The sequence below is a fragment of the Arenibacterium halophilum genome, assembly GCF_005938225.1.
GTDB lineage: Bacteria > Pseudomonadota > Alphaproteobacteria > Rhodobacterales > Rhodobacteraceae > Arenibacterium > Arenibacterium halophilum.
On the sequence record NZ_VCPC01000001.1, the window covers coordinates 298740 to 314763 of the forward strand.

11 protein-coding genes and 1 tRNA gene are annotated in these 16024 nt (G+C 61.1%); 6 read left to right on the plus strand and 6 right to left on the minus strand.

Annotated elements, in window-relative coordinates; genetic code table 11:
- Positions 1-97 precede the first annotated feature (97 nt).
- Positions 98-1255: an RsmB/NOP family class I SAM-dependent RNA methyltransferase gene (locus tag FGK64_RS01470; protein ID WP_138862031.1), complete on the minus strand. Its 1158-nt coding sequence runs from the start codon at positions 1253-1255 to the stop codon at positions 98-100.
- Between the two features lie 2 nt (positions 1256-1257).
- Entirely contained in the window at positions 1258-2706 is a 1449-nt protein-coding gene (gene guaB / locus FGK64_RS01475) for an IMP dehydrogenase (protein WP_138862032.1), read from the minus strand.
- Between the two features lie 222 nt (positions 2707-2928).
- Here guaB and FGK64_RS01480 point away from each other — a divergent pair, with 222 nt between their 5' ends.
- From FGK64_RS01480 to FGK64_RS01505, 6 genes are all read left to right on the plus strand, one after another.
- On the plus strand, positions 2929-4968 hold the full coding sequence (locus FGK64_RS01480) for an ASKHA domain-containing protein (RefSeq protein WP_138862033.1): 2040 nt from the start codon (positions 2929-2931) through the stop codon (positions 4966-4968).
- Positions 4969-5086: 118 nt separating this feature from the next.
- Positions 5087-6283, plus strand: coding sequence for a chemotaxis protein CheW (locus FGK64_RS01485; RefSeq protein WP_138862034.1), 1197 nt, complete (start codon positions 5087-5089; stop codon positions 6281-6283).
- A gap of 33 nt (positions 6284-6316) precedes the next feature.
- A complete protein-coding gene (locus tag FGK64_RS01490) occupies positions 6317-6667 on the plus strand; it encodes a hypothetical protein (protein ID WP_138862035.1) in 351 nt (116 codons plus the stop codon).
- Between the two features lie 66 nt (positions 6668-6733).
- Positions 6734-9466, plus strand: coding sequence for a methyl-accepting chemotaxis protein (locus FGK64_RS22795; protein ID WP_138862036.1), 2733 nt, complete (start codon positions 6734-6736; stop codon positions 9464-9466).
- Positions 9467-9770: 304 nt separating this feature from the next.
- A tRNA-Gly gene (locus FGK64_RS01500) sits at positions 9771-9844 on the plus strand.
- A 251-nt stretch (positions 9845-10095) separates the two neighbouring features.
- Positions 10096-10323: a hypothetical protein gene (locus FGK64_RS01505; RefSeq protein WP_138862037.1), complete on the plus strand. Its 228-nt coding sequence runs from the start codon at positions 10096-10098 to the stop codon at positions 10321-10323.
- A 114-nt stretch (positions 10324-10437) separates the two neighbouring features.
- Here FGK64_RS01505 and FGK64_RS01510 read toward each other — a convergent pair whose 3' ends face one another.
- The 4 genes from FGK64_RS01510 to zwf form a co-directional block, all read right to left on the minus strand.
- Positions 10438-12057: a long-chain-fatty-acid--CoA ligase gene (locus FGK64_RS01510; RefSeq protein WP_138862038.1), complete on the minus strand. Its 1620-nt coding sequence runs from the start codon at positions 12055-12057 to the stop codon at positions 10438-10440.
- Between the two features lie 186 nt (positions 12058-12243).
- Positions 12244-13851, minus strand: a complete 1608-nt coding sequence (gene pgi, locus FGK64_RS01515) for a glucose-6-phosphate isomerase (RefSeq protein WP_138862039.1) — start codon at positions 13849-13851, stop codon at positions 12244-12246.
- Positions 13852-13854: 3 nt separating this feature from the next.
- Positions 13855-14526, minus strand: a complete 672-nt coding sequence (gene pgl / locus FGK64_RS01520; protein ID WP_138862040.1) for a 6-phosphogluconolactonase — start codon at positions 14524-14526, stop codon at positions 13855-13857.
- A complete protein-coding gene (gene zwf, locus FGK64_RS01525) occupies positions 14523-15980 on the minus strand; it encodes a glucose-6-phosphate dehydrogenase (RefSeq protein WP_138862041.1) in 1458 nt (485 codons plus the stop codon). Before zwf ends, pgl begins: the two co-directional genes overlap by 4 nt.
- Between the last annotated feature and the right edge of the window lie 44 nt (positions 15981-16024).

Below are 16024 nucleotides of genomic sequence, written 5' to 3' on the forward strand. Positions count from 1 at the left end.
AATATCTGGCCCCCCTCGGAATCGCCGACAAACTGTCGCTGTCAGATATTAACCTATGGTTAACATCAGTTGCGCCACAAAGAGAGAGCGTTGGGGATCAGGCCCGACACAGATGCGCGGTGTAAAAGCCATCGGTGCCCTGCGTCACCGGCCAATGCGCCTGATCCACCATTAACCAGCCTGAGGATTCTGACAAAACAGACTGAACAAGAAGCGAATTTTCTTCGGCGAGAACGGAACAGGTTGCATAGGCGACCGTTCCGCCTTCGGTCGTGAAATTCATAGCCTGACGCAGAATATCGGCCTGTGTGGCGCGCAGGCGATCCAGGGCTGCGGCATCCAGCCGCCATTTGCCCTCGGGCGCGCGGCGCCACGAGCCGCTGCCCGAACAGGGCACGTCGCACAGAACCAGATCGAAAGGCGCCGCCGCCGCCAGCTTGTCGGTGGCGATAACCGATACATGGGCCCCGGCACGCTCTGCTCGCGGCTGCAGATCGTTCAGCCGCTGCGGCGCGATATCATGGGCGAACACCTGCGCCTCGGGGCAGCGCGCCGCAATAGCCAATGTCTTACCGCCGCCTCCGGCGCACAGGTCCAGCACGCGCATCCCGGCGCGCAGGTTCAGCCTGTCGACCACGGCTTGCGAAGCTGCGTCCTGCAATTCAACCAACCCGTCGGTATAAGCAGGCGCATTGCGCAGGGCACGCGCACCTTCGACCACCTCAAGTGCAGTGGGTGATGCCGGATGAGAAACCGCCGTTATCCCGCTGTGTTTCAAAGACTCAATCGCCCAATCCACATCTGCCTTGATCAGATTGACTCGCAAATGCACCCCCGCGCGATGGCGCAGGGCTGCTGCCGTCTGCGCGGCATCATCCCCAAGTCGTGGCCACAGCCAATCGGGCATGTCCAGTGCCTCGGCACCCTCGGCCGGAGGACGACCCAAGGCCAGTTCTTCGGGGGTCAACGGTGCAGGTGCATGGCCCTGCCCTGAAAACAGCGACTCGGGCGCCTCGTCGTCTTGCCGAAGTGCACCCAGCATGAGGGCGCGGCCGGTTTCGCCACCGCCCAGCGCCGCACAAGACCGCCAGCGCCGCAAAACGCCGAACACATGATCGCGCACCGCCGCCCGGTCCTTGGACCCGGCAAACCGACTGCGACGCGCCCAGCCGGTCAGCACCTGCTCGGCCGCCGCGCCTCCGGCGATCGCGTCGAGACACTCGATCGCGGCCTGTATCCGGGCGCCCGGCGTCATCCTCAGCCGATCCGGTAGTTCGGGCTCTCGCGGGTGATCTGCACGTCGTGGACGTGGCTTTCCTTCAGCCCTGCGCCGGTGATCTTCACGAACTGGCAGTTGCTGCGCATCTGCTCGACCGTGGCGCAGCCGGTATAACCCATCGCCGCACGCAAGCCGCCGACCAGCTGATGAATCACGGTGCCGGCCGAACCTTTGTAGGGCACCTGCCCCTCGATCCCTTCGGGCACCAGTTTATCGCTGGCGGCATCCTTCTGGAAATACCGGTCGGCCGAACCGCGCGCCATGGCGCCAATGCTGCCCATCCCACGATACGCTTTGAAGCTGCGGCCCTGGTAAAGGATCACCTCGCCCGGGCTTTCATCGGTGCCGGCGATCATCGAACCGACCATGGCGCAGGATGCACCCGCCGCAATGGCCTTGGCGAAATCGCCGGAAAACTTGATGCCACCGTCCGCGATGACCGGCACGTCACCCGCCGCCGCCGCGCAATCCATGATCGCGGTCAGCTGGGGCACGCCCACGCCCGCCACCATCCGCGTGGTGCAGATCGAGCCCGGTCCGATCCCGACCTTGATCGCATCGGCGCCCGCGTCGATCAGCGCGCGGGTTGCCTCGGCCGTGGCAACGTTGCCCGCGATCACCTGCACCTCGTTCGACAGCTTCTTGGCGCGGGATACCGCCTCGATCACGCCGGCGGAATGGCCATGCGCGGTATCGATCACCACGATATCCACGCCGCTGTCGATCAGCGCCTCGGTGCGTTCAAACCCGGCATCGCCGACGCTGGTGGCGGCCGCCACGCGCAGACGGCCCAGCAAATCCTTGCAGGCCGTCGGGTTCAGCACTGATTTTTCCGTATCCTTCAACGTCAGCAAGCCCGTCAGCTTGCCGTTCTTGTCGGTCACCAGCAGCTTTTCGATCCGGCGCGATTTCATCAGGCTGATCGCCTCGTCCCGGTCGGCGGGTTCGGTCAGGATCGCCAGATCTTTCGAGGTCATCATCACGCGGACGGGGGTTTCGTCCGATGTGGCAAAGCGCATGTCGCGGTTGGTGACGATGCCGACAACCCGGCCCTGTTCGTCAACCACCGGGAAGCCAGTGAAATTATAGCGTTCGATCAGCGCCTTGGCGTCGGCCAGCGTCTGATCGGGGCGCAGCGTCACGGGGTTGTAGACGATGCCCGATTCAAAGCGTTTCACCCGGCGCACCTCGCGCGCCTGCGCCTCGACATCCAGGTTCTTGTGGATCACGCCGATGCCACCGGCCTGCGCCATGGTGATCGCCATGCGGCTTTCGGTCACCGTGTCCATCGCGCTGGACAGAAGGGGGATGTTCATGGAAATCGCGCGCGTCACGCGGGTGCGGGTGTCAGCCGTGCTGGGCAGCACCGAACTGGCTGCCGGCACCAGCAAAACATCATCAAAGGTAAGCGCCTCACGAATCTGCATCATCATTCCCCATGCAAAGCCCCGTTTGACGGCCACCCTATGGCACGGATTGTCGGGGTGTGAAAGGGGCAACACTATATGTATTGCGCGGGCTGCAAGGCAGCCATTCCCAGGCCCAGAATCCTGCGCAAATGACGCGAGCGGGCATGAATATGCCGCGCACCGGCTTTCGCGCGTCGAAACCGGCGCTATGGTGCGCAAAAACGAAGGCCGCACTGTAAGATGACTGCTGACGCTCTTGTTGTATTCATGCCCTCGGGCAAACGCGGTCGGTTCCCTGTGGGCACCCCTGTTCTATCGGCAGCGCGCCAGTTGGGCGTTGATCTGGATTCCGTCTGCGGCGGGCGCGGCATCTGCTCGCGCTGTCAGATCACCCCCGGGGCCGGATCGTTCCCCAAGCACGGAATTACCGTCGCCGAGGATGCGCTGTCTGAGTGGAACGCGGTCGAGGAGCGGTATCGCAGCAAGCGGGGGCTGAAAGACGGCCGCCGCCTTGGGTGTCAGGCGCAAATTCAGGGCGACGTGGTCATTGATGTGCCGCCTGAAAGCCAGGTCCACCGCCAGGTGGTGCGCAAGCGGGCCGAAACACGCCAGATCACGATGAACCCGGCGGTCAAGCTGTTCTATGTCGATGTGCGCGAGCCCGACATGCACGACCCCTCGGGCGATCTGCAACGCCTGCGCGATGCGCTGCGCGACCAGTGGGAACTGCCCGAGGTGCAAATCGACCTGCCGATCCTGCAAAAGCTGCAACCGGCCCTGCGCAAGGGCGACTGGAAAGTCACCTGCGCGATACATCTGGGCACCAACGCGCTTTGGCCTCGCATCATCGAGGTCTGGCCCGGCTTCCATGACAAACCGATTTTCGGCCTTGCTGTCGACCTTGGCTCGACCACTATCGCTGCGCATCTGTGCGATCTGCAATCGGGCGACGTAGTGGCCTCGTCCGGCATCATGAACCCGCAGATCCGCTTTGGCGAAGACCTGATGAGCCGGGTCAGCTATTCGATGATGAACGCCAACGGCGCGGCCGAAATGACAGCCGCCGTGCGCGAGGGCATGAACACGCTATTCGCCCAGATCGTGGAAGAGGTGGGCGCCACGACGGATCAGATCGTCGATGCGGTATTCGTCTGCAACCCCGTGATGCACCACCTGTTTCTGGGGATCGACCCGTTCGAGCTGGGACAGGCGCCCTTTGCCTTGGCGACATCAAGCGCGGTGAACCTGACGGCGGCCGAGCTGGACCTTGGCCTGCATCCGTCGGCGCGGGTCTACCTGCTGCCCTGTATCGCGGGGCACGTCGGCGCCGATGCCGCCGCCGTGGCGCTTTCGGAAGCGCCCGATAAATCCGAAGACCTGATGCTGGTCGTCGACGTCGGCACCAATGCCGAGATCCTGCTGGGCAACCGCGAGCGGGTGCTGGCCTGCTCCTCGCCCACCGGACCGGCGTTTGAAGGCGCGCAAATCTCGGCCGGACAACGCGCTGCACCCGGCGCGATCGAACGGGTGGAAATCGACCCCGCAACGAAAGAGCCTCGGTTTCAGGTCATCGGCTGCGATTTGTGGTCAGACGACCCGGGCTTTGCCAAGGCGACCGAACGCTCGGGCATCACCGGTATCTGCGGCTCTGGCATCATCGAGGCGATTGCCGAGATGCGGTTGGCCGGGCTGGTCGATGCCTCGGGGCTGATCGGCAGCGCCGTGCAAACGGGCACGCCGCGCTGTTTTGCGGATGGGCGCACGCATTCCTACATGCTGCACGATGGTTCGGCCACTGGCGGGCCGGTCATCGCGGTGACGAACCCCGATATCCGCGCGATCCAGATGGCCAAGGCCGCGCTCTATTCCGGCGCGCGGCTGCTGATGGACAAGCTGGGCGTCGACAAGGTAGATCGCGTGGTGCTGGCCGGGGCCTTTGGCGCCCATATCTCGCCCCGTCACGCGATGGTGCTGGGCATGATCCCGGATGCGCCGCTGGATCGTGTCACCTCGGCCGGGAATGCCGCCGGAACCGGCGCCCGCATCGCCCTGCTGAACACCGCCGCGCGCGAGTTGATCGAACAGACGGTACGCGCGATCGACAAGATCGAAACCGCGATCGAGCCACGGTTCCAGGAGCATTTCGTTAACGCCTCGGCGATTCCGAACGCGGTCGAGCCTTTTCCAGTGTTGAACAGCATCGTCACCCTGCCCGATGTTAGCTTCAACCAGGGCGGCGATGGCGAAGGCGGCGGGCGGCGGCGGCGCAGGCGCGGCTGACCGCGGACCTGTCGGCCCGCCGTTCCAGATTCGATTTGGCCGCACACCCGGCGTGAGCAGCTTTACCCCGTTTTAAGGCATTGGCGTCTAAGCCTCCTCTGTCGAACGGAGTGAGAGCATGACGGCAACAGACGCGCCCCGCGATGGGGCCGTATCCTTGGGCATATTTCGGGTAGGCGCGCTTGTGGTGGCGGTACCATCACTGCGCATCCGCGAAGTGGTCATGCGGCCCGGTTGCTTCAGCCCCCTGCCCGCGGGCAGCCCCTACACCATCGGCGTCATGATCCTGCGTGACGATACTGTTCCGGTGATCGACCTGCACCAGATGCTTGAGGGCGCCCCAACCCCAAGGGGCGAAAGCGACATCATTGTCGTGCTCCGTTGCGGAGGAAGGCTTCTCGGCCTGCTTGCCACCGAAATCCGGGGTTTGCTTTCGGTCAATGCCAGCGACCGACGTTCAATCCAGCTCCCCAACGGCACGGAACGCGATGTCATTCGGCATGACGGTGAAATCATCAGCATTCTTTCGGTCGAGGACCTGTTTGCACAGGGTTTGGATACCGCACAAGAAACGATGCACTCTGCCGATGCCATCGCCGCCCCGGACGAGGTGTCCTATCTTCTGTGTGGCATTGCCGGGCACAACTTTGCCGTCGAAACCCTGTTGATCGACGCCACTCTGCCCCGCAGCGAATTGAAAGATAGCCCGCTTGTCGTTGGCATGTGTGATGGTGTGATCACCCATCATGGGCACGATATTCCCGTTCTTGATACCCTGCAGGCGCTTGGGCTTGGGGCAAATGCGGCACGTCCGACCGAGTCGGGTTCGATCGTTGTGCGCATGGAGGGAAGCGGCCTTGTCGGGCTTGAAGTGGATCGGTTTCACGACATTTGCCGTCTGCGCGAAAGCGATTTCCAGCCCCGCCCCCAAATCACGACCACACGGCCCGATCTGGTCCCGCGTGCCTATGTGACACCAGACGGCGACTGGTTTCAGGTCGTGGAGTCCAGCGCGGTTCAGAAAGACGATGGGTTTCACCAATTTGCCAGGGCAACCGCCTCTGACCGAAACCAGACCAGCCCAGAGGACGAGGCACGCGGCCCTGAAGAGACATATCTTGTTTTCAATGCCGGCGGGCGATTCGCCTGTGACATCCGCAAGGTATTCGAGATTATTCGCCTGCCGAACGCACAGATCGCCATACCTGCGCGTGGAGACGGCTATTCTGGCACGATCACGCACCGCCGCCAGGTTGTTCCTCTGCTGTGTCTGGCGCAGGTTTTCGGGCAACGCGGCACCTATCGCGAAGATTAAAGCGGCATACTTCTGATCGACAGGGCCGGACAATTGTTCGGCTTCAAGGTGGACTCGCTGATCGAAGTCGCACGCGGCCGGGTCGTCAAGAACAAGAGCACGACGGGCCTGCAAATCATGCAGAACAGCAAGACCGGCGATCTGACGTCGCTGGTGAATTTTGACACGATCCTCCAACGGGTCGAGCCGCCGGTTACTACGGACACTACTCGCGACGAAGAAACCTCTTTGCCCAATGATAGTGCGCCAAATCCCGGCCCTCTGGATCCCGAAAATAAATCCGCGCCCGCCGAGCGGTCCAAATCAGATCATGAGACAGCGGCGATGTCCAAGTTCCCGCAGCAAGACAATGAAGCCGTTGATCGGATTCCGCATCCCGGTTGACCCGCCGTTAAATCTTATCTGCCAAACCGCCATTCACTGTTCAGGCCCGACTGGGGAAATCACCACATGACATTCAATTTATCCGAAGATGATCTTGGCGCTATCGCCGCTGCGGCTGGCTTGGGCGGCGTCACCCTGCGTATCGAATCTGACACAGGCAAGATCACGGAAGCCTGTGACCCCAAGAAACGGCTACCGATCACCATCTCGAAAGTGAAAGGTACGGCCTTTCAAGACCTGTTCGCGGCACAACAGGTCGCACAAGCATCGCTGGCCAGCGCAGGGCAAGTTCAGACAGCGCTTGATGCCCCTTTGTCCGGCAAGACTGACCTTGCACTTGTGGGAACGTTGATTCCGGCCAAGAACGGCGCTTCGGTCCTGTTCTTCGGTGATGTGCAACCTCGCCCCGCACAGGGACGGGCGGCAGATGCTCTGGAATTTTACATCGACAGAGATGGCAATATCGTCAGCGCCAGTCGCGCCCTGCTCGATCTGATGCACGCGACCGCCGACGATCTTTCCGGTCAGGGCTTTGATGCCACGGCAGATGTCGGAGAAGGACTTTCCTATCCCGACTGGGATGCCATCGCAAAGGGTGGAAAATGGTCGGGCGACATCGGTCTCCGCGGGCACAATGGCGAAGCCCGCACCTGGTTGCGCGGTACGATTACGGCATTGCCCGAAGACGCCACCGACCTCTGTGGTTTTGTTTTCAATGGCGCCAATATCAGCGATCTGCAGAACGCAAATCGCTCGCTTGGCGACATCATTGACGCCCTCAACCAAACCTCTGCGCGAATCGAGTTCACGCCCGAGGGAGATGTGCTGGATGCGAACCAGATCTTCCTCGATCTCATGGGTTACGAACTTTCTGAAATCGTCGGTCAGAACCACGCGATGTTCTGTCGCTCGGACGAAGTTGGCAGCCCGGCGTATCGGCAGCACTGGAAAGATCTGGCGAATGGCAAAAGTCGCACCGATTTCTACGTGCTGCAGCGCAAGGACGGAACCCTGGTTCGCCTCCGGGCGAGCTACAATGCGGTTCATGACGCCGCTGGCAAGGTTCAGAAAATCGTCAAGATTGGAATGGACACAACGAATGTCTGGCTGTCCGGCCGCGACATGAAAAGCCGCGTGGATGCAATCGAAAACATTCTTTGCATCTTCGAGTTTGACATCGAAGGCAGAATGCTCCGCGCGAATGACCGATTTTGCAAACTCACGGGAAGAAATAGCTCGGACATCGAAGGCAAGCGCCTAGAGGAATTATGCCCACCAGATACCAACCGCTCGAGCGCATTTAAAGGCATGTGGAAGACATTCCGCGCGGGACAAGGGCTGGGCGGCGAGCTGCGCATGATGAATGTGGACGGTGACGTCCTTTACCTTCACGTGGAGTATAGCGTCATTCTCGATTACGACGGCAATCCGGCGCGCGTGGTTGCCTATTCCCGAGATATCACAGAAGCAAAGGCTCTCTCTGCCGATTATGAAAGTAAGATCAAGGCGATCAGCCGTGCGCAGGCAATGATCGAATTCGACCTCGAAGGTCAGATTTTGACCGCGAACACGAATTTCCTCGAAGCTATGGGATACCGCTCGGAAGAGGCCATCGCAGGCAAGCACCACAGCATGTTCTGCGACAAGGAAACGGTCGAAAGCCCTGATTATGCCAAGCAGTGGGAAAAATTGAAATCCGGCCAGTATGTCGAAGGTGAATTCCGTCGCATTCGTGCCGATGGCAGCGAAATCTGGCTTCGTGCAACCTACAGCCCGGTCCTGGATTCCGACGGTTCTCCGAAGAAAGTCGTAAAATATGCTGTCGACGTCACAGCCGAAACCATTCGCGCGGCTGATTTCGAAAGCAAGGTCGGAGCGATAAACAAGTCATTGGCAATGATCGAATACGATCTGGATGGCAACGTTGTGGATACCAACGATAAATTTCTGCGCCTGACCGGATATTCCCGCCGCGAGATGATCGGCCAGAATCATGCCCATTTCTGCCCGAGCGACGAAGTGCAGACACAAGAATACCGCAACTTGTGGTCCGATCTTCGTAACGGTCAGTACTGGCTTGGTCGCGCAACCCGGGTTGGGAAATTCGGCAATGAAATATTCGTGAACACGACCTGCGCACCGATTTTCGACAAGTCCGGCCTTCCACGCGGCGTGATCGAATACGCCTTTGATATCACCACGCAGGTTCGGCTTGAGAATGAAATAAAGAGCAAGGCAGGCGAGATGGGTGGCATCGTCTCGGAGCTTGGTGATTCCATATCCCAAATCACAGGGTCGACCGCCGAAACGATCGAGATGGCGCAAGCATCTCGCAGCAACGCAGATGTCGGGTTTGACGCGCTCAACAATGCTATCGCCTCGATTGACCTTATCCAAAAGTCTTCGGACGAAATATCAGATATCGTGCGCGTAATCGGCGAAATTGCAAACCAGACCAACCTTCTTGCCTTCAACGCGGCGATCGAGGCCGCAAGGGCCGGGGAACATGGTATCGGGTTTTCGGTCGTGGCAGACGAGGTGCGCAAGCTGGCCGAACGCAGTTCTGGAGCCGCGCAGGAAATCGGCAAGCTGATAGGCCAATCTGTTGAGCGGGTGAACCTTGGCACCGAACGATCGCAGGCTGCCAAACTCGCCTTTGAAGAAATCGTATCCAGCGTTGCCCAGACCACCAGTTCGATTCAGAAAATATCAAGCTCTGCCAATGTTCAGCAGAAAGTCTCTGAACGGGTGGTTCAATTGATCGGCGAACTGGTCGAAACCGCCGGAACCCGCTCGTGAGCGCGAGCGAAAGATGTTCGGGCCATCAGCAGGGCATATCGATCCACGCTCCAACGTTGGTGGTTGCTTCTCGCAGCCACCAAACGGCGGCCTGCCCAGCGATCGTACTTGGTTTTGAACAGCAAGCCCCGGGTGTTCGATATATCCATCCTTCACTGCGCCAGACCTGCATCGCCGTTTAAGATGCAGCTTGGCCTGTTGGCAGACGAAATCGCTCACGCCGGGCCCCGCCACAACTCGGGAGCCATCAAAGCCAGATTCTCGGTTGCACAAGGTCGGTGCGCAGGCTAGAGACATCGCTGTTGCGGGTATGGTGTAGTGGTAGCGCGCCGGCTTCCCAAGCCTGAAGTGCGGGTTCGATTCCCGCTACCCGCTCCAAATCCTTGGATATGTCTGTGATTTAGTCGCCCCAAGGCTGCCAAGTGGCGCACGTCTGGTTTGACGTGCGCGAATTATCCGACTGCTCAGGAAAGCGTTTATCGAGCTGGTATCGCGCCAAGGCCCGACTACCGGTATCTATGGACAGCCCGCACCAGACGATCACATTCGAAGAATTCTCCACACACCCCACGTCATGTTTTGTCACCCCTGCTCTGTAGCACTGTCTGCGTCACAAGGGGAAATCGAAGATGACCAAAGGGGAACTGCGACGCGCGCTTTTTGAACTGCTAATTGTATCCAGCGTCGGCGGCGGGCTTGCCTTGGCCTGTCTCGAAACAGGCGCATTTTGGGCGCTGCTGGTGGTATGTCCGGTCACTTTGGCCTGTATTTGGCTGATAAGCGGAAAAGTTGCGCGCTGGAATACTCAGGTTCTTCGCGCGCCGCCCCGCAAGGAAACCTGCCAATGTGGCGACTAGACCCTCATGGTCATGCGTGTTCGTATGGTAACAAGTGAAATGTTAACGGCGCGGGACAGTGTCCCGCGCCATCACGTTTTGGGGCATCCGGCACCTATGCCGACACCCGGTTGCTCAGACCGTCAGCACATCGTTGAATTGGGTCTTCAGCTCTCGTTTCAATACTTTACCGGTTGCTCCGACGGGCAACGCATCAACGAACACGACCTTGTCGGGCACCTGCCATTTCGCGATCTTGCCATCGTACCATGCCAGCAATTCTTCTTCGCTGGGGCTTTCGCCTTCTGCTTTCACAGCCACCAGAAGCGGGCGCTCGTCCCATTTCGGATGCGCTACGCCGATCACCGCCGCATTGGCCAGTTTCGGATGCGACACGGCAATGTTTTCCAGCTCGACCGAGGAAATCCATTCGCCACCCGATTTGATGATATCCTTCGAGCGGTCCTTGATCGTCAGATAGCCGTCCGGGTCGAGCGTTGCCACGTCGCCGGTGGCGAACCATCCATCAGCCAGCAATCCATCATCGTCCTGACGGAAATAGCTGTCGAGCACCCAGTGCCCGCGCACCAGAAGATCACCCTGCGCCTTGCCATCCTCGGGCATATCCTTGCCGTTGTCGTCGACGATCTTCAGCTGAACGCCAAAAGGCGGACGGCCCTGATTTTCACGGATCTTGCGCTGCTGTTCCAACGGCAGCTTGGCATGTTTCGCCAGCGGGTGATTGGCCGAGCCCAGCGGGCTCATCTCGCTCATCCCCCAGGCGTGCACCGTGTCGACGCCATAGGTATCGCGGAAGGTGTCGATCATCGACGGCGGACAGGCCGAGCCGCCAATGACAGTGCGGGTCAGCGACTCGAGTTTCGAGCCCGATTTCTTGGCCGCGCCCAGCAGGCCCAGCCAGATTGTGGGCACACCCATCGCCAGCGTCACCCCGTAGGTGTCGATCAGGCGCACAAGGCTATCGCCGTCCAGCCCCGGCCCCGGCATCACCAGACGCGCGCCTGACATCGCCGCGGCGTAGGGCGAACCCCAGGCGTTGACGTGGAACATCGGCACCACCGGAAGCACCACATCGCGCGCGGAATAGCCAATCACGTCGATCGTGTTCGAGGCAAAGCTGTGCAGCACAGTCGAGCGGTGCGAATACAGAACCCCCTTGGGATTCCCCGTGGTCCCGCTGGTGTAACAGAGGCTTGAGGCAGTGTTCTCGTCAAAGCTCGGCCATTCGAACTCCGGGTCACCCTCGGCGATAAGCTCGTCATAGAACTTGAGGCCGGGAACCTTGGAGGCGGCCTCTTCGTCGCGCGGGCCCATCAGCACGAAGTGTTCGACAGTCGGCAGCTTGTCTTTCAGACCGGAGGCAATCGGCAGGAAGGTGGCATCGAGGAACAGCACCTTATCCTCGGCATGGTTGATGATATAAACCAGCTGCTCGGGGAACAGCCGCGGGTTGATCGTGTGGCAGACCAGCCCGGCGCCCGACACACCATAGTAAATCTCAAGGTGGCGTCGGTTGTTCCAGGCAATCGTGGCACAGCGCGCCTGCGGGTCGAGCCCCAGTTTCGTCAGCGCCGACCCAAGGCGGCGCGCGTTTTCGGCCACCTGCCCCCAGGAGGTGGTTTCGACCCCACCCGTGGTCTCGACCGACCAGATCTCGGTATCGGCGTGGTATTTCCCCGCATGTTCGATCAGCGACGAAATTAGCAGCGGTTCGGTCATCATCCGGCCCAGCATGGCACGTTCCTTTCATGGGCGGCCGAAGCGTTGCCGGCCGCGGATGGCAATGGCGCTGAAGCTGGGATTGATCCGCGCGGGTCGCGCGATGGTCGCCCCCTTCTCCTCCTGCCGGATAAATTGGCAATGATTCAGGCCATTTGCAACACAAGCCACGCGCCCGTGACGCAACGGAGCGGGTCGGCCCTATCGGTGCCCCAGAACATAATTGATCAGCGCCGCTGTCGAACCGTCGCGGGCGTCGGCGGATGCGGTTCCATCAACCATTGGCTGGAGCGATGTGGCCAGTTCCTTGCCGAGTTCCACGCCCCATTGGTCAAAGGAGTTGATGCCCAGCAAAACCCCTTCGACAAACACCCGATGTTCGTAAAGTGCAACAATACGGCCCAAAACATACGGCGTAAGCTGTGGATAGATCAAAGTTGTAGAAGGCCGGTTGCCCGGAAACACGCGATGTGCAGCCTGCCGTTCCAACTCGGCCCCGCTGAAACGGTCGGCCACCTTGGCGCGCGCCTCGTCCAGCGAGCGGCCACGCATCAGCGCCTCGGACTGCGCCAGGCAATTGGCAACCAGAAGCCGGTGATGATGGGCAAGCCCGGTTTCGTGCCCCTTGGCGGCCACCATGAATTCACATGGCACCACGGCGGTGCCTTGATGGATCAGCTGATAAAAGGCGTGTTGTCCGTTGGTGCCCGGCTCTCCCCAGACAATCGGGCCGCTGGGATATGGCAGCGGCGTGCCATCCATTGCCACCGACTTGCCGTTGCTTTCCATTTCCAGCTGCTGGAAATAGGCGGGCAACCGGCCCAGCCGCTGGTCATAAGGCAGCACCGCGCGGGTGCGATAGCCACAAACCTGATGATGCCACAGCCCCACCAACGCCAACAGAACCGGCATGTTCTGCGCCCAATCCGCTTCGCGGAAATGGGCATCCATGGCCTGTCCGCCGCACAGGAATTTGTCGAAATCGTCGGGACCGATGGCGATCATCAGCGACAGCCCGATCGGCCCCCACATGGAATAGCGCCCACCGACCCAATCTTCGAACCCAAAGACATGATCGGGCGAAATCCCGAACTCGGCCGTCTTGTCGCCCGCTGTCGACAGGGCCGCGAATTGCATCCCGGCATCGCCGCCGCCCCGCGTCAGCCAGTCGCGCGCGGTGTGCGCGTTGGTCATCGTCTCTATGGTGGTAAAGGTTTTCGAGGCCACTATGACCAGTGTTGTCGCCGGATCCAGCCCGGCAAGCGTGTCGGTGATATCCGCGCCATCCACGTTAGAAACGAAATGGCAGCGCGGCCCGTCGTGATAGGGCGTCAGCGCGCGCACAGCCATCGCGGGCCCAAGGTCGGACCCGCCGATGCCGATGTTCACCACATCCGTGATTGCGCCCCCTGCCCCGGCGATGGCGCCGCCGCGCACCCCGTCGGCAAAGGCGCGCATCCGCGCCAGTGTGTCGCGGACACCGGGCACGACATCCTGCCCGTCAACCATCACCTTGCCGCCATCAAGATTGCGCAGAGCCGTATGCAGCACCGCGCGCCCCTCGGTCGTGTTGATCGGCTCGCCCGAAAACATCGCATCGCGCCGCGCGGCCAGATCGGCCTTGTCGCACAAAGCCAGCAGCGCATCCCGCACGGCGCTGTCGATCATCGTCTTGGAATAGTCCAGCCGCATGTCGCCGGTTGAGACGCTGAAATCCTGCGCCCGGGTCGGGTTGTCCGCAAACAGTTCGGTCATACGGCGGCTGCCCTGCGCGGCGCGCAGGGACGTCAGCTGGTCAAGATCAAGCATAAATCATTCGGCCCAATGTACGGTCATATCACTTAAAACGGCGCGGATGGGCGCCTGTTCCACCGGCAATGTCGTGGCGCGTTCCAAAGCCTCGCGCTTTGCCGCGCCAAAAATCACAAGGTGCTTTGACAATGCCCCATCAAGCACGGGCGCTGACAGCGAAATCCGCACTTCGGGCTGACCCTCGGGCCGCAGAATGGCCACCGGCCCCGTTTTGCCCGCCAATGCCACATCAAGCCCGGGCGCGCCGGGAAAGAGGGACGCGGTATGCATGTCGTCGCCCATGCCCAGCAGCAGGATCGACAGTGGCAGTTCTCGCGCCAGCTCGGCGGTAATTTCGGTCAGCGCATCCTCTGGGTTGGCGCCATCGCGATACAGCGGCACGAGCCGCGCCCCTGCGGCACGGTCGGCCAGCAACCGGTCGCGGATCAGCCGCGCGTTAGAGCGTTCGTGCGTTTCCGGCACCCAGCGTTCATCTGTCGGCAGCACATGCACGCGCCGCCAATCCAGATCGACCCCGCTGAGTGCGTCGAACACCGGCCCCGGCGTCGTGCCCCCAGGCACCGCCAGCGAGGCATGATCGTGGTTGAACAGGCAGTTTTCCAGCTCTGACGCCAGAACGTTGGCCAGGTCAATGGCCAGCATCTCGCGGTCGGCATAGGTTTCGATCTTCACGGGGTGATCCCCCTCCAATTGCGATTGTCACGCTGGATCAGCATCTCGGCATCGGTCGGCCCGGCGCTGCCCGAGTCATAGGGCTTGGGCACGTCGTTGCGCGCCTCCCACCCCGCGATAATCGGGTCGGTCCAGGCCCAGGCGGCCTCCACCTCGTCTCCTCGCATGAACAGCGTCTGGTTGCCCCGGATCACGTCCATGATCAACCGCTCGTAAGCGTCGGGAAAGTCGGCCTCTTCCGGGCCAAGCGCATCGGAAAACGTCATGTCCAGTGGCACGTCGATCAGACGCATCCCGCCCGGTCCCGGTTCCTTGATTGTCACCTGAAGCGTGATGCCCTCGTTCGGCTGCAACCGGATCGTCAACAGGTTGGCATGACGTCCCGCCTCTTCGCCAAAGATCGAATGCGGCGTGTCCTTGAACAGCACGTTGATGACAGACGACCGTGCCTTGAGCCGTTTTCCGGTACGCAGGTAAAACGGCGTCCCGGCCCAGCGCCAGTTGGAAATGTGGGTTTTCAGCGCAATATAGCTTTCGGTGCGGGTGCGCGGATTTCCCACCGCCTCGCGATAACTGGGGTGTTCGCCATCCTGCGCGCCGTATTGGCCGCGCACGATATGGTGCGGCAGAACCGGATCCAGCGCGCGGATCACCTTCAGCTTTTCGTCGCGCACCGCGTCCGGGTCGAATTTCGCGGGCGGCTCCATCGCGATCAGGCACAGAAGCTGCATCAGGTGGTTCTGCATCATGTCCCGCATGGCACCCGACTTGTCGTAGTATTCGCCGCGCCCGCCCACGCCGACGGTTTCGGCCACGGTGATCTGGATGTGATCGACGTATTGCGAATTCCACAGCGGTTCGAACAGCATGTTGCCGAAGCGAACAGCCATCAGGTTCTGAACGGTCTCTTTACCCAGGTAATGATCGATGCGGTAAATCTGGCTTTCATCGAAATGCGTCGCCAGCGTGCGATTAAGCGCCCGCGCACTGGCCAGATCATGGCCGAACGGCTTTTCCACCACGATGCGCGACTCTTCCGTTGCCATGCCGTGTTCGTGGATCCGCTGCGCCAGATCGCCAAAAAGCGCCGGCGCGACCGAAAAATAGAAGGCCCGCACCACGCCATCGCGCATCAGGCTTGCCAGCTGTTCCCAGCCATCGGTGCCGCGCGCGTCGATGGTGACGTATTCGAGACGGTTCAGGAAATCGTCCAGCGTGCCATCCTCGCACCGCCGCCCACCGGAAAACTCGCGGATCGCCTGCGCCGCGAAGGCGCGGTATTCCGCGCTGTCATGTTCGCTGCGCGCCGCACCGATAATACGCGCATCCACTGGCATCTGGCCCGAGCAATAGCGGCGGAACAGGCCCGGCAGGATCTTGCGCTGCGCCAGATCGCCGGTGCCCCCAAAGATCACAAGGTCGAACGGATCGACTGGAATGACGCGTGAAACCATTTCCCTGTCCTTTCGATCGCCGGCGCCTTGGGCACGGCAGACTC

Excerpts from the sequence above, each read along its gene's own strand:
- FGK64_RS01470 (WP_138862031.1), bottom strand. The coding sequence starts at position 1,255 with ATGACGCCGGGCGCCCGGATACAGGCCGCGATCGAGTGTCTCGACGCG.
- guaB (WP_138862032.1), bottom strand. The coding sequence starts at position 2,706 with ATGCAGATTCGTGAGGCGCTTACCTTTGATGATGTTTTGCTGGTGCCG.
- FGK64_RS01480 (WP_138862033.1), top strand. The coding sequence starts at position 2,929 with ATGACTGCTGACGCTCTTGTTGTATTCATGCCCTCGGGCAAACGCGGT.
- FGK64_RS01485 (WP_138862034.1), top strand. The coding sequence starts at position 5,087 with ATGACGGCAACAGACGCGCCCCGCGATGGGGCCGTATCCTTGGGCATA.
- FGK64_RS22795 (WP_138862036.1), top strand. The coding sequence starts at position 6,734 with ATGACATTCAATTTATCCGAAGATGATCTTGGCGCTATCGCCGCTGCG.
- FGK64_RS01505 (WP_138862037.1), top strand. The coding sequence starts at position 10,096 with ATGACCAAAGGGGAACTGCGACGCGCGCTTTTTGAACTGCTAATTGTA.
- FGK64_RS01510 (WP_138862038.1), bottom strand. The coding sequence starts at position 12,057 with ATGCTGGGCCGGATGATGACCGAACCGCTGCTAATTTCGTCGCTGATC.
- pgi (WP_138862039.1), bottom strand. The coding sequence starts at position 13,851 with ATGCTTGATCTTGACCAGCTGACGTCCCTGCGCGCCGCGCAGGGCAGC.
- zwf (WP_138862041.1), bottom strand. The coding sequence starts at position 15,980 with ATGGTTTCACGCGTCATTCCAGTCGATCCGTTCGACCTTGTGATCTTT.